This window comes from Micromonospora sp. NPDC047134 (genome assembly GCF_040643455.1).
In the GTDB taxonomy this organism is placed as follows: domain Bacteria; phylum Actinomycetota; class Actinomycetes; order Mycobacteriales; family Micromonosporaceae; genus Micromonospora.
Map to the genome: position 1 here is coordinate 280,942 of NZ_JBEYUI010000002.1, position 23,247 is coordinate 304,188.

20 protein-coding genes are annotated in these 23,247 nt (G+C 72.0%); 10 read left to right on the top strand and 10 right to left on the bottom strand.

Annotated features, from left to right (window positions below; translation table 11 throughout):
* Positions 1–77 precede the first annotated feature (77 nt).
* Positions 78–1,835: a cytochrome c oxidase subunit I gene (gene ctaD / locus ABZ795_RS04140; RefSeq protein WP_327022481.1), complete on the top strand. Its 1,758-nt coding sequence runs from the start codon at positions 78–80 to the stop codon at positions 1,833–1,835.
* Between the two features lie 183 nt (positions 1,836–2,018).
* Here ctaD and ABZ795_RS04145 read toward each other — a convergent pair whose 3' ends face one another.
* The 4 genes from ABZ795_RS04145 to ABZ795_RS04160 all read right to left on the bottom strand — a co-directional run bounded on the left by ABZ795_RS04145 (position 2,019) and on the right by ABZ795_RS04160 (position 7,897).
* Complete coding sequence (locus ABZ795_RS04145) at positions 2,019–3,248, bottom strand: MFS transporter (RefSeq protein WP_327022480.1); 1,230 nt, start codon at positions 3,246–3,248, stop codon at positions 2,019–2,021.
* A 71-nt stretch (positions 3,249–3,319) separates the two neighbouring features.
* Positions 3,320–3,901, bottom strand: a complete 582-nt coding sequence (locus tag ABZ795_RS04150) for an isochorismatase family protein (protein WP_327022479.1) — start codon at positions 3,899–3,901, stop codon at positions 3,320–3,322.
* 14 nt (positions 3,902–3,915) lie between these two features.
* Positions 3,916–5,202, bottom strand: a complete 1,287-nt coding sequence (locus tag ABZ795_RS04155; RefSeq protein WP_357528704.1) for a nicotinate phosphoribosyltransferase — start codon at positions 5,200–5,202, stop codon at positions 3,916–3,918.
* 16 nt (positions 5,203–5,218) lie between these two features.
* Entirely contained in the window at positions 5,219–7,897 is a 2,679-nt protein-coding gene (locus tag ABZ795_RS04160) for a LuxR C-terminal-related transcriptional regulator (RefSeq protein ID WP_357528706.1), read from the bottom strand.
* A 137-nt stretch (positions 7,898–8,034) separates the two neighbouring features.
* Here ABZ795_RS04160 and clpS point away from each other — a divergent pair, with 137 nt between their 5' ends.
* The 8 genes from clpS (at position 8,035) to rdgB (ending at position 13,192) form a co-directional block, all read left to right on the top strand.
* Positions 8,035–8,325, top strand: coding sequence for an ATP-dependent Clp protease adapter ClpS (gene clpS / locus ABZ795_RS04165; protein ID WP_327022476.1), 291 nt, complete (start codon positions 8,035–8,037; stop codon positions 8,323–8,325).
* Positions 8,326–8,327: 2 nt separating this feature from the next.
* Positions 8,328–8,822 (top strand): DUF2017 domain-containing protein, encoded by a 495-nt coding sequence (locus ABZ795_RS04170; protein WP_357529014.1) that lies wholly within the window; start codon positions 8,328–8,330, stop codon positions 8,820–8,822.
* A 54-nt stretch (positions 8,823–8,876) separates the two neighbouring features.
* Positions 8,877–9,365, top strand: a complete 489-nt coding sequence (locus ABZ795_RS04175; protein WP_357528708.1) for a M67 family metallopeptidase — start codon at positions 8,877–8,879, stop codon at positions 9,363–9,365.
* A gap of 64 nt (positions 9,366–9,429) precedes the next feature.
* The gene (locus tag ABZ795_RS04180) at positions 9,430–9,768 is read left to right on the top strand and encodes a MoaD family protein (RefSeq protein WP_327022473.1); all 339 of its coding nucleotides are present in this window, start codon (positions 9,430–9,432) and stop codon (positions 9,766–9,768) included.
* Between the two features lie 11 nt (positions 9,769–9,779).
* Positions 9,780–10,745 carry a cysteine synthase gene (locus ABZ795_RS04185; RefSeq protein WP_327022472.1) on the top strand — a complete coding sequence of 322 codons (966 nt, stop codon included), beginning with the start codon at positions 9,780–9,782 and terminating at the stop codon, positions 10,743–10,745.
* Positions 10,746–11,013: 268 nt separating this feature from the next.
* Positions 11,014–11,760: an MBL fold metallo-hydrolase gene (locus tag ABZ795_RS04190; protein ID WP_357528710.1), complete on the top strand. Its 747-nt coding sequence runs from the start codon at positions 11,014–11,016 to the stop codon at positions 11,758–11,760.
* Between the two features lie 56 nt (positions 11,761–11,816).
* Positions 11,817–12,548 carry a ribonuclease PH gene (gene rph, locus ABZ795_RS04195; protein ID WP_327022470.1) on the top strand — a complete coding sequence of 244 codons (732 nt, stop codon included), beginning with the start codon at positions 11,817–11,819 and terminating at the stop codon, positions 12,546–12,548.
* Between the two features lie 38 nt (positions 12,549–12,586).
* Positions 12,587–13,192 (top strand): RdgB/HAM1 family non-canonical purine NTP pyrophosphatase, encoded by a 606-nt coding sequence (gene rdgB / locus ABZ795_RS04200; RefSeq protein ID WP_327022469.1) that lies wholly within the window; start codon positions 12,587–12,589, stop codon positions 13,190–13,192.
* Between the two features lie 73 nt (positions 13,193–13,265).
* On the opposite strand, the gene hutH is transcribed toward rdgB, so the two are convergent.
* The 6 genes from hutH to ABZ795_RS04230 form a co-directional block, all read right to left on the bottom strand.
* Positions 13,266–14,801: a histidine ammonia-lyase gene (gene hutH, locus ABZ795_RS04205; RefSeq protein ID WP_357528713.1), complete on the bottom strand. Its 1,536-nt coding sequence runs from the start codon at positions 14,799–14,801 to the stop codon at positions 13,266–13,268.
* Entirely contained in the window at positions 14,798–15,991 is a 1,194-nt protein-coding gene (gene hutI, locus ABZ795_RS04210) for an imidazolonepropionase (RefSeq protein ID WP_357529016.1), read from the bottom strand. The genes hutH and hutI overlap by 4 nt, the downstream gene beginning before the upstream one ends.
* 65 nt (positions 15,992–16,056) lie before the next feature.
* Positions 16,057–17,409 (bottom strand): formimidoylglutamate deiminase, encoded by a 1,353-nt coding sequence (locus ABZ795_RS04215; RefSeq protein WP_357529018.1) that lies wholly within the window; start codon positions 17,407–17,409, stop codon positions 16,057–16,059.
* The gene (locus ABZ795_RS04220; RefSeq protein WP_357528715.1) at positions 17,406–18,626 is read right to left on the bottom strand and encodes an allantoate amidohydrolase; all 1,221 of its coding nucleotides are present in this window, start codon (positions 18,624–18,626) and stop codon (positions 17,406–17,408) included. Before ABZ795_RS04220 ends, ABZ795_RS04215 begins: the two co-directional genes overlap by 4 nt.
* Positions 18,627–18,637: 11 nt before the next feature.
* The gene (hutU, locus tag ABZ795_RS04225; RefSeq protein ID WP_357528717.1) at positions 18,638–20,281 is read right to left on the bottom strand and encodes a urocanate hydratase; all 1,644 of its coding nucleotides are present in this window, start codon (positions 20,279–20,281) and stop codon (positions 18,638–18,640) included.
* A gap of 13 nt (positions 20,282–20,294) precedes the next feature.
* A complete protein-coding gene (locus ABZ795_RS04230) occupies positions 20,295–21,143 on the bottom strand; it encodes a MurR/RpiR family transcriptional regulator (RefSeq protein ID WP_327022464.1) in 849 nt (282 codons plus the stop codon).
* Between the two features lie 164 nt (positions 21,144–21,307).
* Between ABZ795_RS04230 and ABZ795_RS04235 the strand changes: the two genes are divergently transcribed.
* On the top strand, positions 21,308–23,239 hold the full coding sequence (locus ABZ795_RS04235; RefSeq protein WP_357528719.1) for a trypsin-like peptidase domain-containing protein: 1,932 nt from the start codon (positions 21,308–21,310) through the stop codon (positions 23,237–23,239).
* Positions 23,240–23,247 lie beyond the last annotated feature (8 nt).

Here is a 23,247-nt window from a genome sequence, read left to right on the forward strand (position 1 = left end):
CGGGGACTATCCTCCTTGCGGATGACGGCCGCCCCGACAGCGTGCCGAGCGGGACAACCCAGAACCGGAGGCCACTCGTGACCACCGTCGCACCCAAGCCGGTCGTGACCCGGCCCTGGCCGGTCCGGGAGCCGGTCAAGGGGTCGGCCATCGCGCGGATGCTGCGGACCACGGACGCGAAGCAAATCGGGATCATGTACATGGTCACCGCGTTCGTGTTCTTCATGATCGGTGGTCTGATGGCCCTGATCATGCGGGCCGAGTTGGCCCGGCCCGGGCTGCAGTTCCTGTCGCCCGAGCAGTACAACCAGCTGTTCACCATGCACGGCACGATCATGCTGCTGTTCTTCGCGACGCCGATCGTGTTCGCGTTCGGCAACTACATCGTGCCGATCCAGATCGGCGCGCCGGACGTGTCGTTCCCGCGGCTGAACAGCTTCGCGTACTGGCTGTACCTGTTCGGTGGCACCCTGGCCACCGCCGGCTTCCTCACCCCGGGTGGTGCGGCCGACTTCGGCTGGACCGCGTACACCCCGCTGAGCACCACCGAGCACGCCCCTGGTGTCGGCGGGAACATGTGGGTGATGGGTCTGGCCATCTCCGGTCTGGGCACCATCCTCGGCGCGGTCAACCTGATCACGACCATCCTGACCCTGCGCGCACCGGGCATGACCATGTTCCGGATGCCGATCTTCACCTGGAACATGCTGGTCACCAGCCTCCTGGTGATCCTGGTCTTCCCGCTGCTGGCCGCCGCGCTGTTCGCCCTGGCCGCCGACCGTCTGCTCGGGGCGCAGGTCTACAGCCCGGACACCGGCGGGCCGATGCTGTGGCAGCACCTGTTCTGGTTCTTCGGGCACCCCGAGGTCTACATCATCGCGCTGCCGTTCTTCGGCATCATCAGCGAGATCATCCCGGTCTTCTCCCGCAAGCCGATCTTCGGCTACAAGGGCCTGGTCGCCGCGACCATCGCCATCGCCGGTCTGTCGATGAGCGTGTGGGCGCACCACATGTTCGCCACCGGCCAGGTGCTGCTGCCGTTCTTCAGCTTCCTGAGCTACCTGATCGCCGTGCCTACCGGTATGAAGTTCTTCAACTGGATCGGCACCATGTGGCGCGGCCAGATCAGCTTCGAGTCGCCGATGCTGTTCTCCATCGGCTTCCTGGTCACCTTCCTCTTCGGTGGTCTGACCGGTGTGCTGCTGGCCGCCCCGCCGCTGGACTTCCACCTGCACGACTCGTACTTCGTGGTGGCGCACTTCCACTACGTGCTGTTCGGCACGATCGTGTTCGCGGTCTTCGCCGGCATCTACTTCTGGTTCCCGAAGATGTTCGGCCGGATGCTCGACGAGCGGCTCGCCAAGATCCACTTCTGGCTGACCATGATCGGTTTCCACACCACCTTCCTGGTGCAGCACTGGCTGGGCAACGAGGGCATGCCCCGGCGTTACGCCGACTACCAGGCCATCGATGGCTGGACGACGCTGAACATGATCTCCACGATCGGCGCGTTCATCACCGGTATCTCCACCCTGCCCTTCCTCTGGAACTGCTGGAAGGCCTACAAGGCCGGTCCGGTGGTGGAGGTCGACGACCCCTGGGGTCACGGCAACTCGCTGGAGTGGGCGACCAGCTCCCCGCCCCCGCTGCGCAACTTCGATCGGATGCCCCGGATCCGCTCCGAGCGCCCGGCCTTCGACGCGAAGTTCCCCGAGCTGGCGGCTGGCCAGAGCATCGCCGGCCCGCCTGAGGGTGGCTCCAAGCCGCTGACCCGGGAGTCCGACGGTGGCGCCAGCTACACCGAGGACGTCTCCAGCGACATCGACCGCCGCTGACCCACTCCGTACGCCGAACGACGGGCGCCGCCCCCACCAGGGGCCGGCGCCCGTCGCCTTTCCGTGCCCGTCGTTTCCCCGACCTTCTCTCCTCCGTGCGTGGTGGGGCTCGCGTCTGGGATCAGCACTGCGTCAGCTGGAGGCGAGGCGAGGCGAGGCGACGGGAGGCCGGGCGGGCAGGCTTCAGGCGGACGTGGAGGCGGGGGTGGGGGTTGGGGTGGGGTCGGCGTTGGGGAGGGGGGCTTTGTCGGCGCGGCGACGGCGTAGTTCGATGGGTAGGACTGCCAGGGCCACCAGGGCGCCGATCGCGCCGATCAGGGCGAAGCCCCACGCCGGAGCGGTGGCGTCGATGACCGCGCCGGCCAGGGGGGCGCCGACGGCGGTGCCGATGGTGACCGCGGAGCCGTGCAGGCCCATCGCTTCGCCGCGGACGCTCGCCGGGGCCAGTCGGCTGACCGCGTCGGAGGTGGAGGCGATGGTCGGGGCGCAGACCAGGCCGGCGGGGATCAGGGCCAGCCCTAGCAGCCACCAGTGTGATCCGCCCAGGCCGACCGGGATGGTGAGCAGGCCCAGGGCGCCGATCAGGACGACCGGGGGGATCAAGCGGCGGGCCGCGCCGTAGGCGAAGCCGCCCACCAGCGAGGCGATCGCCCAGACCGCTAGCACCAGGCCGGTGAAGGCGGTGTCGTCGTTCTCCCGCAGGGTGGCGATGACGGCCACATCGCTGCCGCCCAGGACCAGGGTGGCTGCGGCGCTCACCGCGAACACGGCGACCAGCCGGGAGGTGAGCCACTGTCGGCGGGCCAGTCGGGGCTGGGGTCCGCTGGCCACCTCGCTGGCGCTGCGTACCGGGGGGTTGAGCAGCCACAGCAGCACACCGGAGGCGACGATGCCGGCACCGACCACGTAGAGGGTGAGCCGGGCCGAGATGGTGGTGACGCCGACCGTGGCCAGTGCCGGGCCGATCATGAAGGACAGTTCGACCGACATCGAGTCCAGGGCGTACGCCGGGCGTCGCTTCTCCAGCGGCACCAGGGCGGCGATGGACTGCCGGATCACCGAGAAGATCGGCAACGCCAGCAGGCCGGCCAGGAAGGCGGCCGGCAGCAACAGGGCGTACGAGAGCAGCGGCGCGCTGAACCAGAAGATCGCCTCGGCCACCACGGTGAGCACCAGTACGGGACGCAACCCACCGCGGTCCACCAGTCGGCCCAGCAGGGGAGCCCCGATCGCGGCACCGACCGTGATCGCTCCGCCGACCAGCCCGGCCGCACCGTAGCCGCGCCCCAGATCCTGCACGACGTAGAACGTCAGCGTGATCCCGGTAGCGGTCAACGGCACCCGGGCCAGGATCGCCACCAGCAGCAGCGACCGTAGACCGGGCAGGGCCAGGGCCTCCCGGTAAGGCTTCATGTTCACGTCGGTCCGTACCTCCGCCGGACATCCTCAGCCCGGGCGGGGGCGACCGCCAAACGATTAAGCCCTCATGCGGTCCCGATCACAGCGGTGCCTTCCAGGGTGATCCCGGCCCCCTCGAACGCCCGCAGCGCGACATCCAGGGTGTCCGGGGCCACGGCTGCGGTCAGGTCCAGCAGCACGGTGGTGGCGAAGCCCTCCCGGGCGGCGTCCAGGGCGGTGGCGCGTACGCAGTGGTCGGTGGCGATGCCGACCACGTCGACCCGGTCGACGTCATGCCGGCGCAGCCAGTCGGTCAGGGTCTCGCCGTCCTCGGCCTGGCCCTCGAAGCCGGAGTACGCGGCGGCGTACTCGCCCTTGTGAAAGATCGCCTCCACCCGATCGGTGGCCAGTTCGGGGTGGAACTCCGAGCCCGGGGTGCCGACCACGCAGTGCCGTGGCCAGGTGCTCACGAAGTCCGGCGGATCGCCGAAGTGCGTGCCGGGGTCGACGTGGTAATCCTTCGTCGCCACGACGTGATCCCACCGGTCCGGCTCGGCGGCCAGCAGTCGGGAGATCCCGGCGGCCACCCCCGCGCCACCGGCGACGGCCAGCGAACCGCCCTCACAGAAGTCCTTCTGCACGTCCACGATGATCAGGGCATTGGGCACGGAATCGCTCCTCATCACTGGGCCGGTACGACGGTGACCGGGATGGCGGGATCGCCTGCGGAGAGCTTCAGACCCTCCCACGGGATGGAGATCAGGCACTGCCGCAGGTGTTCCCGCGACTCGTCGAGGGTCGGCAGGGTCACCGTCTGGCCGCCGGTCACGTACGACCGTTGCAGCAACCGGTCGTGGGGCTGCCGGTCCGGCACCCCCTGCGGGACGATGATCTCCTCGGTGGCGGTGCCGGTCGGCTTGTGTCGGCGGACGGCGACCTTGCGCCCACCGATGGTGGCCTTCTGCTCGGATCGCTTGACCACCGGGCGTCCGTCGACCTCGACCAGCTTGTAGACCAGGCCGGCGGTCGGGGCTCCGGAGCCGGTCACCACGGAGGTGCCGGCGCCGTACATGTCGACCGGCTCGGCGGCCAGCGCCGCGATGGCGTACTCGTCCAGGTCACCGGAAACGATGATCTTGGTCTCGGTGGCGCCCAGGGAGTCCAGCAGCTCCCGGGACTGCTGGGCGATCACCGCCAGGTCACCGGAGTCGATCCGGACCGCCCGCAGCTGCGACCCGGCCACCTCGATCGCGTTGCGGATGCCCTGGCTGATGTCGTACGTGTCGACCAGCAGGGTGGTCTGACTGCCCAGCGTGGCGACCTGCGAGGCGAAGGCCGCCCGCTCGTCGTCGTGCAGCAGGGTGAAGGCGTGCGCGGCGGTGCCGGCGGTGGGGATGCCGTACCGCTGCCCGGCGGCCAGGTTGGAGGTGAACTGGAACCCGACCAGGTACGCCGAGCGGGCCGCCGCCACCGCGGCCTCCTCGTGGGCCCGCCGGGACCCCATCTCGATCAACGTCCGGCCCCGGGCTGCGGTCACCATCCGGGCCGCGGCGGCGGCCACCGCACAGTCGTAATTGAGCACCGACAACACCACCGTCTCCAGCACCACACACTCCGCGAAGGTGCCCGAGACGGTGAGGATGGGCGACCCGGGGAAGAACAGCTCGCCCTCGGCGTACCCGTCGATGTCGCCGGTGAACCGGTAGTCCGCCAGCCAGGCGGCGGCCTGCTCGTCCACCACCCCGGTACGCCGCAGGAAGTCGATCTCGGCCGGGTCGAAGCGGAACTCGCGGATCAGGTCGATCAGCCGGGCGGTGCCGGCGACCACCCCGTACCGGCGTCCGCTGGGCAACCGGCGGCTGAACACCTCGAACACGCACTGGCGGTGCGCGGTGCCGTCCCGTAGGGCGGCACTGACCATGGTCAGCTCGTAGTGGTCGGTCAACAACGCGGGACGAAGGGTGTGCACGACCTCAGCCTAGAGTTCAGCTGCTCGTCGTGCCGCCACGGCCCGGGATCGCCCGCAGGGCCGCCTTCAGCTCCGCCCGACCGGTCAGCCCGAGCTTGCCGTACACCCGTTGCAGGTGGTTCTCCACCGTCCGGGCGGACAGGAAGAGTCGCTCGGCGATGGCCCTGCTGGTCTCCCCCTCCGCCGCCAGCCGGGCCACCTCCCACTCCCGTTCGCTGAGCGCCGGGGTGGCCGCCCGCAGGGCCGGGGTCTGCACGGTGTCGCAGCAGCCGAGCAGGAAGGCCAGTCGCTCACCGGCCATGCCGATCTCCGGGGAGCGCCGCTGCCGCAGCAGGTGTACGGCGCCGGCGGCGGCCTCCGCACCCAGCAGGGCCAAGCCCCGGTCCAGGAAGCTGTCGGCCACCGAGAGCAGTTGCTCGGGTGAGCCCTCCACGGCGGCCCGGGCATGCCGGGCCAGCAGCGGGGGAAGGTCCCCGTCGATGCGCTCCGACAGCTCCGTCAACCGCTGGGCGACCGTACGCCGGTTGGCGTCGGAGCAGGTCGGCCCGGTCGCCGCCGGGGCCGCGCCGAGCCGCACCAGGTCGTGCAGGGCCAGGGCCTCGTGTCCGGCGAAACCGTCCGCGCGTAACCGGTCGACCAGCCCGTGCAGGTGGGCGACCGCACCGGGCAGGTCACCCGTGGCGGCCAGGGTGGCCGCCCGGGCCTGCTCCAGCCAGGGGTACAGCACCGCCATGCCGGGGGCGTGGGTGCGGTCGGCCTCGGCCATCGCCTCGACCGCCTGTCGGGCGTCGCCGCGCAGGGCGGCGGCCTGCGCCCGCTCGGCCTGGGCCAGTCCGGCGTAGACCCGGCTGGTCGCCAGGATCGCGCAGGCGCCCAGGGCGGCCCGCAGGGCGGTCTCGCTGCGCCCCCGCAGCCGTGCCGCGTACGCCCGCAGGATCGCCAGGTAGCCGCTGCCTAGCCGGAAGTCGCCCGCGTCGGCCAGGTCGGCGAACTCGTCCGCCACCAGCCGGTCGATGCCGGCCAGATCGCCGGAGAGGGCCAGCCGGGTGCCCCGGGCCAGCTCCACGGCCAGTTGCAGGTACGGCATGTCGGCCCGCCAACTGGCCGCCTTCGCCTGGACCAGGTCAACCGTGGTGGCGCTGCGGCACAGTTGGCCCTGCACGGCCTGGAGGTGGGCGATGGTGCACCGGGCCAGTTCCCGGGCGGCCGTGCCGGCCGCAGGTCGGTCCAGCACCCCCTGGGCGAGCCGCCGGGCGGCCGGGGCCTCCAGCCGGTGCAGGCGCATGATGGCCTCGAAGGAGTGGATCCGGGCCTGGGCGGCGAGGTCGGTCAGACGGGCCCCGCGCCGGGCGATCTCCTCCACGGTGGACTCCTGGCTGAGCCCCCAGTAGCTGACCATGCCCCGGGCGGTCAGCCAGCGGCTGAATCGCTCCTCGTCCTCCTCCTCGGGGGCCACCGCGTCGAGCACCCCCAGGGCCTCGGCCGGCCGGTCGGCGAACATCAGGATGGTGGCCAGCAGTTCGGCCGCGTGGAAACCCCCGTCGGCCGCCAGCGCCGCGCGGGCCAGCCGGGTGGCCAGCGGTACGTCGTACCGGGCGAACGCCTGCTCGGCGGCGTTGACCAGCATCGACGGGTCCTGGGCGGTGCCGGAGTCCAGCCGCCACACGGCCACCCGGAGCAGATCCTCCCGGCGTCGTTTGCCGGCCCCCTCCAGCAGGGCGGCCAGTTCCGCGTGCAACCGGCGGGTCCGGCTGACCGGGCACTGTCGGCGTACCACCTCGCCGTAGAGCGGGTGAGCCAGTCGGACGTCCAGCCGCCGGTCGGACCGGACCATGGTGATCAGGCCGCGTTCCTCGGCGGTCTCCACGGCGGTGTGGTCGGCGGCCGTGTCGAGCAACCGCAGCCCCAGCGGCTCCCCGAAGGCGACCAACTCGACCACGGCCCGGACCTCGGGACTCAGCCGACCGATCCGGACGTCGATCAAATCGGTGAGGCTGGGTGCCAGCTCCAGACGTCCGGTCCAGGTCCAGATGCCGTACCGGGGGGTTAGTTCCCCGCTGCCCTGGGCGGCGTGCACCAGCTCGCGGAGCAGCAGCGGGTTTCCGGCGCTGAGCCGGCCCAGCCGGTCCGCCGAGCCGTCATCGACCGGGCCACCGAGGATGGCGGCTAGCAGCCCGGCGGTCTCGGTCGGCGCCAGTGGGCTCAGCTCGGCGTGCTCCACCAGGCCGTCGGTCCACAGTGCCCGGATCGGCACCGGGATCTGTTCACCGTCGCGCAGGGTGCCCACCACGCAGGCGTTCTCGGCGCGGGCCACCAGGTGCACCAGGGCGGCCGAGGGTGGATCCAACAGGTGGGCGTCGTCGACCGCGAGCACGATCCGCCGGCCGGTGGCCTCCTGCTGCAACGTCTCCACCGCCCAGCGCAGGATCCCGGCCGGTGGCAGCCCCGGGGGCTGCTCGACGGCGAGGATCTGCACCAGGCCACCGAAGGGGATGGCCGCGGTGGTGGCGCCGGCCGCGATCCACCAGACCGCGTAGTCCTCGGCGGGCAGGGCGTGCACCCCCTCCCGCAGCAGCCGACTCTTGCCGATCCCGGCGCTGCCGGTGAAGAACACTCCCCGCGCCGGTGTACCGGTCACCGCGGCCCGTAGGCGGTCGAGTTCCATCGTGCGGCCCACGAACCTCCAGGGAGTCATCCGCGCAGCATATCGACGTGCCTGCTTTCCGGCCGGTGGCCGCAAAGGGCGAGGTCGGGGTGTCCGGGCGGGCCGTTGAAGCTTCCTCCGGCGTTCCGGTTCCTCGGTTGCGCCGATCCGGTGGCACGATGGGGGGCATGGCGGCTCCGCAGGTTGCACCGGTCGAGACTCCGGACACCGATGAGGTGCCGGCTTCGGACCGGCCGTGGGTGACGATCGTGTGGGACGACCCGGTCAATCTGATGAGCTATGTGACCTGGGTGTTCCAGAAGCTTTTCGGCTACAGCCGGGAGAAGGCCGAGCAACTCATGCTGGACGTGCATCACAAGGGCAAGGCCGTGGTCTCCAGCGGCGCCCGGGAACGCATGGAACATGACGCCTCGCAGTTGCACGCCTACGGGCTCTGGGCGACGGTGGAGCGGTCGTGAGCATGTTCCGCCGCCGGGGGAACCGGTATGTCGCCACCTTCGCCGTCGACGAGGTACGGGTGCTGCGCAAGGTCGCCTCCGAGGTGGTCGGCCTGCTCACGGACGGGTTCGACCACGTCGATCCGGTGGTCTGTCGGCTTTTCCCCGATGTGTACCCGGATGACGCCGCCGGGACCGCAGAGTTCCGCCGCTACACCGAGGGGGACCTGAAGACCGCGAAGATCGACCAGGCCGGGGCGATCCTGGCCGCCCTGCCCGGCGAGGGCGGCGGCGAGGTACGCCTGGACGCCGAGGCGGCCGAGGCCTGGCTGCGGGCCCTCAACGACGCCCGGCTGGCGATGGGGGTACGGCTGGAGATCAAGGACGGCACGGACCTGGGTGCCGAGCTGGACGACGCGGTGGCCGAGGATCCCTCCTCCAGCCGGGTGTTCCAGCTTTCGGTCTACGCCTACCTGGGCTATCTCCAGGAATCCCTGCTCAACGCCTTGATCGAGTGACTGTGACCAGCGCCGCCTCGCATAGCGTCAGCGACGGGCGCTAGGCTTGGCGGCGTGCTGAGCATCGACCGGTCGATCGTTGACGCGATCGTCGCCCACGCTCGTCGGGATCACCCCGACGAGGCCTGTGGCGTGGTCGCCGGTCCGGTCGGCAGTGACACGCCGACCCGGCACATCCCGATGGAGAACGCCGCCCGCTCGATGACCTTCTACGAGTTCGACTCGATGGAGCAGCTGCGGGTCTGGCGGGAGATGGACGATCGGGACGAGGAGCCCGTCGTCATCTACCACTCGCACACCGCCACGGAGGCGTACCCCTCGCGGACGGACATCGCCTTCGCCGGTGAGCCGGGCGCTCACTACCTGCTCGTCTCCACCCGGGAACCGGACACCGAGGAGATCCGCTCCTTCCGCATCGTGGACGGGGTGGTGACCGAGGAGCCGGTGCGGATTCTCGACGCCGGGGTGGATCCGCACGCCGTGCAGTCCTACATGTTCGGGCAGAGCCCGGCGACGGTCGACTACGAGTGTTCGGGCAACTGATCCCAGCCCCGCACACCCTTTTCCGGCACGTCACCGCGCACACCTGATCAAGGAGTAAGACATCATGGCCATCGAGGTTCGCATCCCCACCATCCTGCGCAGCTACACCGGCGGCGCGAAGGTCGTCGAGGGCAGCGGAGACACCCTGAGTGACCTGCTCGCCGACCTGGACTCCCGGCACGCCGGGCTGCGGGGGCGGCTGGTCACCGAGGCGGGTGCCCTGCACCGCTTCGTCAACGTCTACGTCAACGACGAGGACGTACGCTTCCTCGGCGCCCTGGACGCCAAGCTCTCCGACGGCGACAGCGTGACCATCCTGCCGGCCGTGGCCGGCGGCGCGTTCGGCTTCGCCGCCGCCGCGGCGATCGCGCAGCACAGCCGTACCTCCGTCACCGCCCGCTGAGGCTAGCGGCGATGGCGCGGTACGACAGCCTGCTGGACGCCTGCGGCGGCACACCCCTGGTGGGCCTGCCCCGACTGTCGCCGACGGTGCCCGAGGGGGCGCCGCCGGTGCGGCTGTGGGCCAAGCTGGAGGACCGCAACCCGACCGGTAGCGTCAAGGACCGGGCGGCGCTGTTCATGGTCCGGGCCGCCGAGGAGGCCGGCCGGCTCCGTCCGGGCGACACCATCCTGGAACCGACCAGCGGCAACACCGGCATCTCCCTGGCCATGGTGGCCAAGCTGCGCGGCTACCGGCTGGTCTGTGTGATGCCGGAGAACGTCTCCACCGAGCGGATCCAGTTGCTCCGGATGTACGGCGCGGAGATCATCTTCTCCCCGGCGGCCGGCGGCTCGAACCAGGCGGTGGCCACCGCCAAGCAGATCTCCACGGAGCACCCGGACTGGGTGATGCTCTACCAGTACGGCAACGAGGCCAACGCGCGGGCCCACTACGAGACGACCGGCCCGGAGCTGCTGCGCGACCTGCCGACGATCACCCACTTCGTGGCCGGACTGGGCACCACCGGCACTCTGATGGGGACCGGGCGTTACCTGCGGGAGAAGGTCGAGGGCATCCAGATCGTGGCCGCCGAGCCGCGGTACGGGGAGCTGGTCTACGGCCTGCGCAACATCGACGAGGGGTACGTCCCGGAGCTCTACGACGCCACCGTGCTCAACCGACGGTTCTCGGTTGGCACCCGGGACGCGGTGCTGCGGACCCGGCAGCTGGTCGAGGTCGAGGGGTTGTTCGTCGGCTTCTCCACCGGCGCGGTGCTGCACGCGGCGTTGGCCGTGGCGCACGAGGCGGTCCGCGACGGTCGCCGCGCCGATGTGGCCTTCGTGGTCAGTGACGGCGGCTGGAAGTACCTCAGCACCGGGGCCTACGGCGGCACCCTGGCCGATGCCGAGGAGGCCCTGGAGGGGCAGCTCTGGGCCTGACCCGGAGCGGTCGATGACGGACCCGAGGGCCATCGGCGACACGCCGGTGGCCCTCGCCGCGTCGGCCCTAGCTGACTGGACACTCAGCCAACCCGGACTCGATCGGACGGCCCGAGCGGGTGTCACGTTGATGACAACTTCGAGCGGATCATTCTTGCCCTCGCATCAGCGGGCGTAGGCTGCGCAGCGTGGCGTACGCGTCGGTTGTGATCACCACCGGAGCGGTGGCCCGGAGAATCACCACCTACCGTGACAGCGAGACAACTCGATGCGACTGACCGTCCTGGGCTGTGCGGGCAGCTTCCCCGGACCCGAGTCCCCCTGTTCGGCCTATCTGATCGAGGCCGAGGACTTCCGGCTTCTGATCGATTTCGGCCCGGGCTCGCTGTCCACCCTGCAGCGTTACGCCGGGCTGCACGCCCCCGACGCGATCCTGCTGTCCCACCTGCACTGCGATCACATCCTCGACGCCGCCTCCTACGTGGTGGTCCGCCGGTACGCCCCGGACGGCCCCTACCCGCCGTTGCCGGTGTACGCCCCGGCCGGTGCCCCGGAGCGGCTGGCCGCCGCGTACGGGCAGGGGGACGGCGCGGTGGAGGACGTCTACCAGTTCTACGCCCTGGAACCCGGCACCTTCCCGATCGGCCCCTTCACGGTCACGGTCGACCGGGTGCAGCACCCCATCGAGACCTACGGGGTACGGCTGGAGCACGAGGGCAAGGTGCTGTGCTACTCCGGGGACACCGCCCCCTGCGAGACCCTGGTGCGGCTGGCCCAGAACGCGGACACCTTCCTCTGCGAGGCCAGCTACCTGGACGGGGTGGACAACCCACCGGATCTGCACCTCACCGGCCGGGAGGCCGGCGAGGCGGCGGCCAAGGCGGGGGTCGGGCGGCTGCTGCTGACCCATCTGGTGGCCGCCTGGGGCAGCGAGGCACACACCGTGGCCGCCGCCGCTGGCGCCTACTCCGGGCCGCTGGAAGTGGTCCGCCCGGGCGCCACGTACGACATCTGAGCCGTCGGGCGGGCACCCGGGGACGCTTCGATCACGACACCGCATAGGGTGCAGGGATGGCGCGACCTGATGGGCGGCAGCCCGACCAACTCCGTCCGGTGACCCTCACCCGAGGCTGGAGCACCCACCCCGAGGGATCGGTGCTGGTGGAGTTCGGTGCCACCCGGGTGCTCTGCACGGCCAGCGTCACCGAGGGGGTGCCCCGCTGGCGGCGCGGTTCCGGGCTGGGCTGGGTCACCGCGGAGTACGCGATGCTGCCCCGGGCCACCAACACCCGCTCGGACCGGGAGAGCATCAAGGGCAAGGTCGGTGGGCGCACCCACGAGATCTCCCGACTGATCGGTCGCAGTCTGCGGGCGGCCATCGACCTCAAGGCCCTCGGCGAGAACTCCATCGTGCTCGACTGCGACGTGCTCCAGGCCGACGGGGGCACCCGGACCGCCGCGATCACCGGGGCGTACGTGGCCCTGCACGACGCGGTCAGTTGGCTGGCCGCGCGCAAGGCCCTGACCGGCACCCCGGAGAAGGTGATGCACCGGTCGGTGGCCGCGATCAGTGTCGGGATCATCGGCGGCGAGCCCCGGCTGGATCTGTGCTACGAGGAGGATGTGGCCGCCGAGGTCGACATGAACGTGGTCTGCACCGGCACCGGGGACTTCGTCGAGGTGCAGGGCACCGGTGAGGCCGGTGTGTTCGCCCGAGACCAGTTGGACGCCCTGCTAGACCTGGCCGTCCTCGGCTGCCTGGACCTGGCCGAAGCCCAGCGGAAGGCTCTGTCCCTCCTGTGAAGCTTGCGAGCCCCGCAGTCGCGAACGAAAGGTGACTCATGAACAAGGTGCTGCTCGCCACCCGGAACCGTAAGAAGCTCATCGAGTTGCAGCGCATCCTCGACGGTGCCCTGGGCGCCCACCGGATCGCCCTGATCGGGCTGGACGACGTCGAGGCGTACCCGGAGTTGCCGGAGACCGGGCTGACCTTCGGGGAGAACGCGCTGATCAAGGCGAGGGAGGGGTGCCGCCGTACCGGCCTGCCGACGATCGCGGACGACTCCGGGCTGGCGGTGGACGCCCTGAACGGGATGCCGGGGGTGTTCAGCGCCCGCTGGGCCGGTCGGCACGGCAACGACGAGGCCAACCTGCAACTGGTGCTGGACCAGGTAGCCGACGTGCCGGACGAGCACCGGGGGGCCTCCTTCGTGTGCACGGTGGCCCTGGTGCTGCCCGGTGGCAAGGAGCATCTGGTGGACGGCCGGCAGCAGGGTCGGCTGCTGCGTGCCCCGCGCGGCGACGGTGGCTTCGGGTACGACCCGATCTTCCTGGGCGACGGCCAGGACCGCACCAACGCCGAGCTGACCCCGCAGGAGAAGGACGCCATCAGCCACCGCGGCAAGGCCCTGCGCGAGCTGGCCGCCCTGGTGGCCAAGGTCCTCTGACCCCGCTGAGCACCGAGATCTTGGTACGAACCCGCCCCCGGAAGGGCGCTTTCGTACCAAGATCCAGCTCGGGCTAGTCGAGGTCGCCGATCTCGCGCTCGATGGTGGTGCGGAGGGCGGGGGTGGCGACCACCTCGCGGGCGGCCTCCATCACCGGCGCGAGGAAGACGTCCGGGCCGGGCGGGCCGGCGATCTCGCCCAGGGCGGCGATGGCCGCCCGGCCGGCGGGCGAGGGGGTCAGCGGGGCCCGCAGTTGCAGTCCGCGTACGGCGGCCAGCAGTTCCACCGCCAGCAGGCTGGTCAGGTTGTCCAGCACGGTACGCAGCTTCTTGGCCGCCGCCCAGCCCATCGAGACGTGGTCCTCCTGCATCCCACTGGTGGGCAGGGAGTCCACCGAGGCCGGTGCGGCCAGTCGACGGTTCTCCGCGACGATCCCGGCCGCGGTGTACTGGGCGATCATCAGCCCGGAGTTCACCCCGGCATCGGGGGACAGGAAGGCCGGCAGGTCACGGGAGCGGGTCACGTCCAGCAGCCGGTCCACCCGGCGTTCGGCGATCGCACCGACCTCGGCGGCGGCGATGGCCAGGAAGTCCGCAGCGAAGCCGAGCGGGGCGCCGTGGAAGTTGCCGGTCGACTCGACCCGGCCGTCCGGCAGCACCACCGGGTTGTCCACCACCGACAGCAGTTCCCGGGCAGCCACCGTACGCGCGAAGTCCAGGGTGTCCCGGGCCGCGCCGGCCACCTGCGGGGCGCACCGCATCGAGTAGGCGTCCTGCACCGCGTGGGTCACGTCGGCGCGGTGCGAGTCCATCACCGCCGAGTCCTGCAACAACCGGTGGATGTTGGCCGCGGAGAGGCCCTGCCCGGGGTGCGGGCGGATGGTGTGCAGTTCCGGCAGGAAGGGCCGGTCCGAGCCGAGCATCGCCTCGATGGCCAGCGCGGCGGTCACGTCGGCCATGGTGAACAGGTGGGCCGCGTCGTGGATGGCCAGCAGCAGCATGCCGAGCATGCCGTCGGTGCCGTTGATCAGCGCCAGCCCTTCCTTGGCGGCCAGCTCGATCGGGGCCAGCCCGGCCCGGCGCAGGGCCTCGGCGGCGGGCTGCCGCTGACCCTCCGGACCCAGCACCCAGCCCTCGCCGAGCAGCACCAGCGCGCAGTGCGCCAGGGGGGCCAGGTCACCGGAGGCGCCCAGCGAACCGTGCTCCGGCACCCAGGGGGTGACCTCGTGGTTGAGCAGGTCCACCAGGGCGGAGGCGACCAGCGGGCGGACCCCGGAGTGCCCCAGGGCCAGCGAGCGGACCCGCAGCAGCATCATCGCCCGCACCACCTCCCGGGGCATGGGTTCGCCGATGCCGGCGGCGTGCGAGCGGATCAGGGCGTGCTGCAACTCGGCCCGCCGTTCGGGGGCCACGAAGGTGTTGGCCAACGCCCCGAAGCCGGTGGAGACGCCGTACACCGGGCGGCCGGCGGCCTCGATGCCGTCCACGATGGACCGGCTGGTGGCCATGGCCGCCAGGGTGGCCGGGTCGAGGACGACCTTGGCGGTGCCCCGGGCCACGGCGAGCACGTCGGCGGGAGAGATCCCGGTGGGCTGAATGGTCACGGTCATCGCGGTACTCCGTTGTGCAGGACCTGGCGGATCAGAGGCACCCCTGGCCGGTAGGCCAGGTGCAGGTGGGACGGGGCGTCGAGAATGATCAGGTCGGCTCGGGCGCCGGGCCGCAGCACCCCGATGTCGTCGCGGCGCAGGGCCCGCGCGCCACCGGCGGTCGCCGCCCACACCGCCTCCGCCGGGATCATCCCCATCTCCCGTACGGCCAGCGCGATGCAGAACGGCATCGAGGAGGTGTACGACGAACCGGGGTTGCAGTCGGTGGCCAGCGCCACCGTGACCCCGGCGTCGAGGAGTCGACGGGCGTCCGGGTAGGGCGACCGGGTGGAGAACTCGGCACCCGGCAGCAGGGTCGCGACGGTGGTGGTGTGTCCGCCGTCGTGGCACATGCAGTCGAACCGGGTCGAGGCCAGGGCCTCGATGTCGGCGTCGGTCAGGTGGGTGCAGTGGTCCACACTGGCCGCTCCGAGCTCCACCCCCAGCCGTACCCCCGGGCCGGGACCCAGCTGGTTGGCGTGCACCCGTACGCCGAGTCCCAGAGCCTGTCCACAGGCGAGGATCGCCCGGGCGTGGTCGGCGTCGAAGGCGCCCCGCTCGCAGAACACGTCGATCCAGCGGGCGTACGGCGCGGCGGCGGTCAGCATCGGCCCGCACACCAGCCCGACGTACTCGTCGGGGCGGTCGGCGTACTCGGTCGGCACCACGTGCGCGCCGAGGAAGGTGGTCTCCTCGCTGAACTCGGCGGCGATCCGCAGGGAGCGGGCCTCGTCGGCGACGGTCAGGCCGTACCCACTCTTGATCTCGATCGTGGTGGTGCCCTGCCGCAGCGCCTCGGCGTGCAGCCGGCGCACGGTGGCGCGCAGTTCCTCGTCGGAGGCGGCGCGGGTGGCGCCCACCGTGGTGCGGATGCCCCCGCCGGTGTACGGCTGCCCGGCCATCCGGGCGGCGAACTCGGCGGCCCGGTCCCCGGCGAAAACCAGGTGGGCGTGGCTGTCCACGAACCCGGGCAGCACGGCGGCACCCCCGGCGTCGATCCGCCGGTCGGCGTTCGGGGCGTCGCCGTCGGGCCCCACCCAGACGATCTCCCCCTGCTCGATGAGCACGGCCGCCCGCCGCCGCAGCCCCAGCGGCCCGCCCTCACCGGTGCCGGCCACATTGGTGACCAGCTCACCGATGTTGTGGACCAGCAGGCTGCCTGGGCTGTGCCTGCCTCTGTTCGCGACTGCGGGGCTCGCAAGCTCACTCCTCGCGCTCACGGTGTCACCTCCGCTATGGCGTCGGCCAGTTCCTGCGGTACGTCGACCGTCAGGTGGCGGCCGTCGCGGACCACTACCCGCCCCTCCACCACCACCTGCGTGATGTCGGCTGCCCCGGCGGCGAACCAGACCCCGGCCGGAGCCACCCCGGCGGTGCGTACGCTGTCCAGCCGTACGGTGACCAGGTCGGCGCGGTCACCGACCGCGATCCGCCCGGCGTCGGTCCAGCCCAGTGCGGCATGTCCGGCCGCACTCGCGGCGTGCATCAGCTCCGCCGGGGTGAAATGCCCCCGCTTGCGGGTCCGCAGCCGCTCGTCCAACTCGACCGCGCGGGCCTCCTCGAAGAGGTCGATCACGGCATGGCTGTCGCTGCCCAGGCTCAGCGGGGTGCCGGCGTCGGCCATCCGGCGGGCCGGGCCGATGCCGTCGGCCAGGTCCCGTTCCGTGGTCGGGCAGAGGCAGACCCCGGTCCGGCTCTCCCCGAGCAGGCTCACATCGCCGCTGGTCGGATGGGTGGCGTGCACCGCCGTGGTGGCCGGACCGAGGATCCCGTGGTCGGCCAGCAGCCCGGTCGGGGTACGCCCGTGCACCGCCCGGCAGGCGTCGTTCTCAGCCGGCTGCTCCGACAGGTGCACATGCAGCGGCGCGTCCCGCCGGTGCGCCCAACCGGCCACGGTGGCCAGCTGCTCGGCGGGTACCGCCCGCACCGAGTGGATCGCCGCCCCGAGCCGGGCGTGCTCCCCCTCGGGGGTGAAGGCGGTGACCCGGTCGGCCCAGCGCAGCGCGTCCCCGTCGCCGAAGCGCAGCTGGGCCCCGGTCAACGGCCGGCCGTCCACCGAGGCGGTCAGGTAGCAGGTGTCCAGCAGGGTCAGCCGGATCCCGGCGTGCGCCGCCGCCTCGACCAGCGCCGCGCTCATCGCGTTCGGGTCCTCGTACGGGGTGCCCCCGGGGCCGTGGTGCAGGTAGTGGAACTCCCCGACGCAGGTGATCCCGGCCAGGGCCATCTCGGCGTAGACCGCCCGGGCCAGGGCCAGGTAGGAGTCCGGGTTCAGGCGGGTGGTCACCGCGTACATCCGGTCCCGCCAGCTCCAGAAGTCGCCCCGCCCACCGTGGGTGTGCCCGCGCAGGGCCCGGTGGAAGGCGTGCGAGTGGGCGTTGGCCAGGCCGGGCAGGGTCAGCCCGGGCAGCCGTACCGCGTCGGCCAGCACGTCCACCCCGGCGTGCGGCGGGCCGCCCGGCGACAGCGGGGTGACCCCGGTGATCCGACCCTTCACGGTCTCGATCAGCACCTCCGGGGTGGGTTCGGCCTGCTCGGGCAGCCAGGCGTACTCCGCCAGCCAGCGCATCACCGACATGCCAGCTCCTGCAACACCCGGGCCAGGGCGACCACCCCGGCGGCGCAGTCGGGGTCGTCGGCCGACTCGGCGGGGGAGTGCGAGACCCCGGTGGGGTTGCGGACGAAGAGCATCGCGGTCGGCACCTGGGCCGCCAGCACCCCGGCGTCGTGGCCCGCTCCGGTGGGCAGCACCGGGGCCTCCAGCAGCCGGGCCAGCCGGTCGGTCAGCCCGTGGTCGAAGGCCACCAGGGGGGTGGCCGACTCCTCGGTCAGGGCCACCTCGGTCCCGTCGCGGCGGGCCCGCTCGACGGCCTTGGCCCGGACCGCCTCCACCAGACCGGTTAGGGTCTGCGGCTCGGCGGCGCGGGCGTCCAGCCAGCCGGTCACCCGGGAGGGGATGGCGTTGGTGGCGTTCGGTTCGACGGTCACCCGGCCCACGGTGGCGTGGGCGTCGCGCAGCCGGGCCTCCTTGTTGGCGGCCAGCACCGTGAAGGCGTACGTCAGCATGGGGTCGCGGCGGTCGGCCATCCGGGTCGTACCGGCGTGGTTTCCCTCGCCGGTGAAGTCGAAGCGCCAGCGGCCGTGCGGCCAGATGGCGCTGGCCACCCCCACCGGGGCGTCCTGCTCGACCAGGGCCCGGCCCTGCTCCACGTGCAGCTCCACGAAGGCGGCGAAGCGACCCACCAGGGCCGGGTCGGCGCCCGCTGGGCGGGCCCCCAGCGCCTCGGCGAAGCTCACCCCGGCCGCGTCCCGCAAGGCAGCCGCCCGCTCCACGTCGATCTGCCCGGTGAGCAGCCGGGACCCCAGGCAGGGTACGCCGAATCGGGCCCCCTCCTCCTCGACGAAGGCGGCGACGACCAGCGGCCGGTCCGGGGTGACCCCGGCGGCCCGCAGCTCGTCCACGGCCAGCCAGGCGCTGACGATGCCCAGTGGCCCGTCGTAGCCCCCGCCGTGCGGCACGGAGTCGAAGTGGCTGCCGGTCAGCACGGCCTCGCTGCCGTCGGGATCCCCCCACCAGGCGAACAGGTTGCCGTTGCCGTCCTCGGCGACCGGCATGCCCCGCTGGTCGGCCTGGGCCCGGAACCACTCCCGCAGCCGCAGCTCCGGCTCGGCCAGGGCGTAGCGCAGGTAACCCCCGCTGCGCGGGTCGCGGCCGATCGGCGCGATCTCGTCCCACAGCCTGCGGAACCTGTTAAGAAGGGGCCCTTCCTCTACCGTATGCGTTAACAAGGGGCCCTTCCTTACTCCGCCATCGGGATGCGGACGTCGGTGTGCGGGGTGGGGTAACCGGCGTCGACGTGCCGGATCACCCCCATCGCCGGGTCGTTGGTCAGCACCCGCTCGATCTTCTGCCCGGCCAGGGCGGTGCCGTCGGCCACACAGACCTGACCGGCGTGGATGGAGCGGCCGATGCCCACCCCGCCGCCGTGGTGGATGGACACCCAGGAGGCGCCGCTGGCGGTGTTGACCAGCGCGTTGAGCAGGGGCCAGTCGGCGATCGCGTCCGAGCCGTCGGCCATCGCCTCGGTCTCCCGGTAGGGGCTGGCCACACTGCCGCAGTCCAGGTGGTCCCGGCCGATCACCACGGGGGCGCTCAGCTCACCCGAGGCGACCATCTCGTTGAACCGGACCCCGGCCTTGTCACGCTCGCCGTAGCCCAGCCAGCAGATCCGGGCCGGCAGGCCCTGGAAGGCCACCCGTTCGCCGGCCATCCGGATCCACCGGGCCAGGGACTCGTTCTCCGGGAACAGGTCCAGGATGGCCCGGTCGGTGGCGGCGATGTCCGCCGGGTCGCCGGAGAGGGCCGCCCACCGGAAGGGGCCCTTGCCCTCGCAGAACAACGGCCGGATGTACGCCGGCACGAAGCCGGGGAAGTCGAAGGCCCGCTCGTACCCGCCCAGCCGGGCCTCGCCCCGGATGGAGTTGCCGTAGTCGAAGACCTCCGCACCGGCGTCGAGGAAGCCCACCATCGCCTCGACGTGCCGGGCCATCGACTCCCGGGCCCGGTCGGTGAACTCGGCCGGCTTGGCCGCCGCGTAGTCCCGCGCCTCGGCCGGTTCCACCCCCACCGGCAGGTACGACAGGGGGTCGTGGGCGCTGGTCTGGTCGGTGACGATGTCGATGGCCACCCCACGGCGCAGCAGCTCCGGGAAGACCGTGGCGGCGTTGCCGACCACCCCGACGCTGAGCGCCCGGCGGTCCCGCTTAGCGGCCAGGACCCGCTCGACCGCGTCGTCCAGGTCGTCGGCGACCTCGTCCAGGTAGCGGTCGTGCACCCGGCGGTCCAGCCGGCTGCGGTCGACGTCCACGATCAGGCAGGCACCGCCGTTCATGGTCACCGCCAGGGGCTGGGCCCCGCCCATCCCGCCGCAGCCGCCGGTCAGGGTCAGGGTGCCGGCCAGGGTGCCCCCGAAGCGCTTCTCCGCCACGGCCGCGAAGGTCTCGTAGGTGCCCTGGAGGATGCCCTGGGTGCCGATGTAGATCCACGATCCGGCGGTCATCTGCCCGTACATGGTCAGCCCCAACTGCTCCAGGCGGCGGAACTCCGGCCAGGTGGCCCAGTCACCGACCAGGTTGGAGTTGGCCAGCAGCACCCGGGGGGCCCACTCGTGGGTGCGCATCACCCCGACCGGTCGGCCCGACTGCACCAGCATGGTCTCGTCGTCGCGCAGGTCCGTCAGGGTGCGGACCAGGGCGTGGTAGGAGGGCCAGTCCCGCGCGGCCTTCCCGGTGCCCCCGTAGACCACCAGGTCGTCCGGGCGTTCCGCGACCTCCGGGTCGAGGTTGTTCATCAGCATCCGCAGGGCGGCCTCCTGCGGCCACCCTCGGGCGGTGCGTTCCGGGCCTCGGGCGGCCCGGATAGGGCCGGGGGCTACGTGGGTCATGGTGTGTCTCCTCCTAACCGAGGAACAACTGGCGACGAGCGGCGGAGGCTTCGAAGGCCTCCAACCGCCGCTGGGTCTCGGCCGGGGCGGCGTCGCAGATCGCCTGGAGCAGCACCATGGCCAGGGTCATCGGAGCGGTGTGCAGGTCGAACACGAGCTGGGTGCCGACCGCCGCCGGCAACACCACATCGGCCAGTTCGGCGGCCGGGCTGACCGGGGAGTCGGTGATCGCGACCACGGTGAGCCCGGCGGCGCGGGCCTCCCGCAGGGCCTCCAGGGTCTCCCGGGGATAGCGGGGCAGCACCAGGGCCAGCAGGGCGCTCGCCCCGGCCTCGGCGGCCTGCTCCAGGCGGTCGGTGAGCAGGCTGCCCCCGTCGTCGAGCACCCGCACGTCCGGGTGCACCTTCGCGGCGAAGTACGCGAAGTAGGCGGCCAGGGGAGCGGCGGCCCGCAGCCCCAGCACCGGCAGGGGACGGCTGGCCGCCAGCAGCCGGCCGGTCTCGGCCAGCCGCTCCCGGTCGCTCAGCTGCTCGGCCAGCCGGTCCAGGTTGCCGATCTCGGCGCGTACCGCCTGCTGGAGTTCGTTGCCGGCGGTGGCCGGACCGGGCGCGGCGGCGGTCAGTTCCCGCAGCCGTCGCCGCAGCGCGGGATAACCGTCGTGGCCCAGGGCCACCGCGAAGCGGGTGACCGAGGGCTGGCTGACCCCGGCCAGTTCGGCTACCTCGGCGGCGGAGAGGTAGCCCACCGCGGGGGCGTGCTGCACCAGGCAGTGCGCGATGCGCCGCTGGGTCGGGGTGAGTCGGACGCCGTCGAACAGGCCGACGACCCGTTCGGTCGGCGCCTTGGTATCCCCGTCATTCATCCTTTGACTCTATGCATCAAAACTTTCAGCAGGCAAGTGGTCAACCTCATTGACCGTTCTGACCAGCGAATTCACGAGGATGAGGCGATGCGGGCCGACCGGCGGGCAGGGCTAGGTGCGGTGGCTCGGTAGGATCCGCACGGCGGTTGAGCAGAGGAGTTGCCATGCAGCCGGAAGGCCCCTACCGGTACACCCATCTGCTGGGGGGTTCACCGGTCGGCAAGGCATGGGCAGCCCTCGATCAGCAGGGCCGGTTCGTGACCGTGGCCGTCCTGGACGCTACTGTGGCCGCCGCCCCGGGCTGGCGGGAGGCCTTCGCCGGGATCGTCAACAACCTGGCCCAGGGGCCCGCCGGAACCCCCTTTGTGTACGCCGACTTCTCGGCGGCCGCCCCCTGGGTCGCGTACGGCCCGGAGGCCGGCCCGGCTGCGGAGAAGCTGTTCCGGGCGCTCGGTGTGGAGTACCAACCCGTACCCTCCTCGGCCCCGCCGCCGGTTTCCCCACCCGTCTCCGGCCCACCCCAGCCGATCTCCGGCCCCCCGCAGCCGGTCTCCGGAATGCCGCAACCTGTGTCTGGGATGCCCCAGCCGGTGTCCGGGATGCCCCAGCCGATCTCGGGGATGCCGCAACCGGTGCCCGGGATGCCGCAGCCGGTTTCCGGGGCGGCGCAGTCGGCGGGGCCGGTACCCACCCAGCCGGTCTACCCGGATCCGGTCTCGGGCACCCCGGCCTCGCCCGGCTTCGGCCCGGCCCCGGACGACCCGCTGCGGCACGACCCCTTCAGCTCTCCGGCCCGGCGGATCCAACCCTCCACCGCGCCGAAACGGCAGGGTGGCCTGTGGGTGGCGATCGCCGCGCTGCTGCTGGTCGCCGCCGTCGGTGGGGGTGCCGGCATCTGGGCCATCTCGGCCAGTGACGGACAGAACCCGCCGGCGGTCACCGCGCCTACCGCGCCCCCGCCCCCGCCGGGGCTCAAGCCCTGGGCCGAGGCCGCGCCGCGCAGCCCGCAGGAGCACGCCCTGGCCAAGGTGGCACCCGCGATGGTCTTCCTGGAGGCCATCTACACCGGGTACGTCCGCAACAAGCAGGACGGTGCCTTGCTGCACCCCGATCCCTTCACCTTCAGCCGCCGCTGCACCGGGGTGGTGGTCAACCACGACGGGCATCTGCTCACCAACGGGCAGTGCGTCGCCCCCACCTCGGAGATCCTGCTCGAACACGCGCTCGGCTCGCTGGCCGACACCCTGGTGGCCCGGGGCACCCTCAAGGCCGGGGAGGTCGGCGGCTACGTCAAGGGTCGACTGCCCAGCAGTGCCTTCACCGGCCCCGAGCGGGACACCGACCCCGCGGTCGTGCTGCACGGCCAGATGAACGTGGCCAAGGGTGACCTCAAGGCCAGCCCGGCGATCCCCGGCACGGTCGTCAAGGTGCTCCCCCTGGAGGAGGGCAACCTGGCCCTGGTCAAGCTCGACCAGGCCAACCTGCCCACCGCCGAACTGAACACCTCCGCCACGATCGCCCCGGGAACGGCACTGAACGTGCTCGGCTACGCCACCACCGATGCGGAGTACCGCTCCGCCACCTACACGGTGAGCACCAAGGCCGCCGAGGTGACCGAAGTGGACCCGGAGACCTCCTTCTACCGGGTCAGTGAGGATGTCGGCGCCTACTCCCGGGGCGGCATCGCGATCGACCCCCAGGGCCAGGTGGTCGGGATGCTGGACAACGACCCGCTGGCCCCCAAGCGACCCAACCGCCTCGTGGTACCGGTGGCCCGGCTGACCGGACTGCTGGACTCCGCCGACGTCGACAACAAACTCGGCGAGACGGACGCTCTCTACCGCAGCGCCCTCGAGGCGTACTTCACCGGGGACGAGGGGAAGGCCGCCGCACAGTTCGCCCAGGTCGTCGAGCAGGCCCCCGCGAACGCCCTGGCCCTGGCGTACCGCGACACGGCGGTCGCCTTCGGCGGTAAGCCGGAACCGGACCGGCCCGCCTGGGCGGTGCCGGTGCTCATCGGCGCCGGTGTCGCCCTGGTCGCCGGGCTCGGCGTGCTGCTCTGGTCTCGGCTCCGCGGACCAGGTAGTCGCCGGTAGCTGCTGGC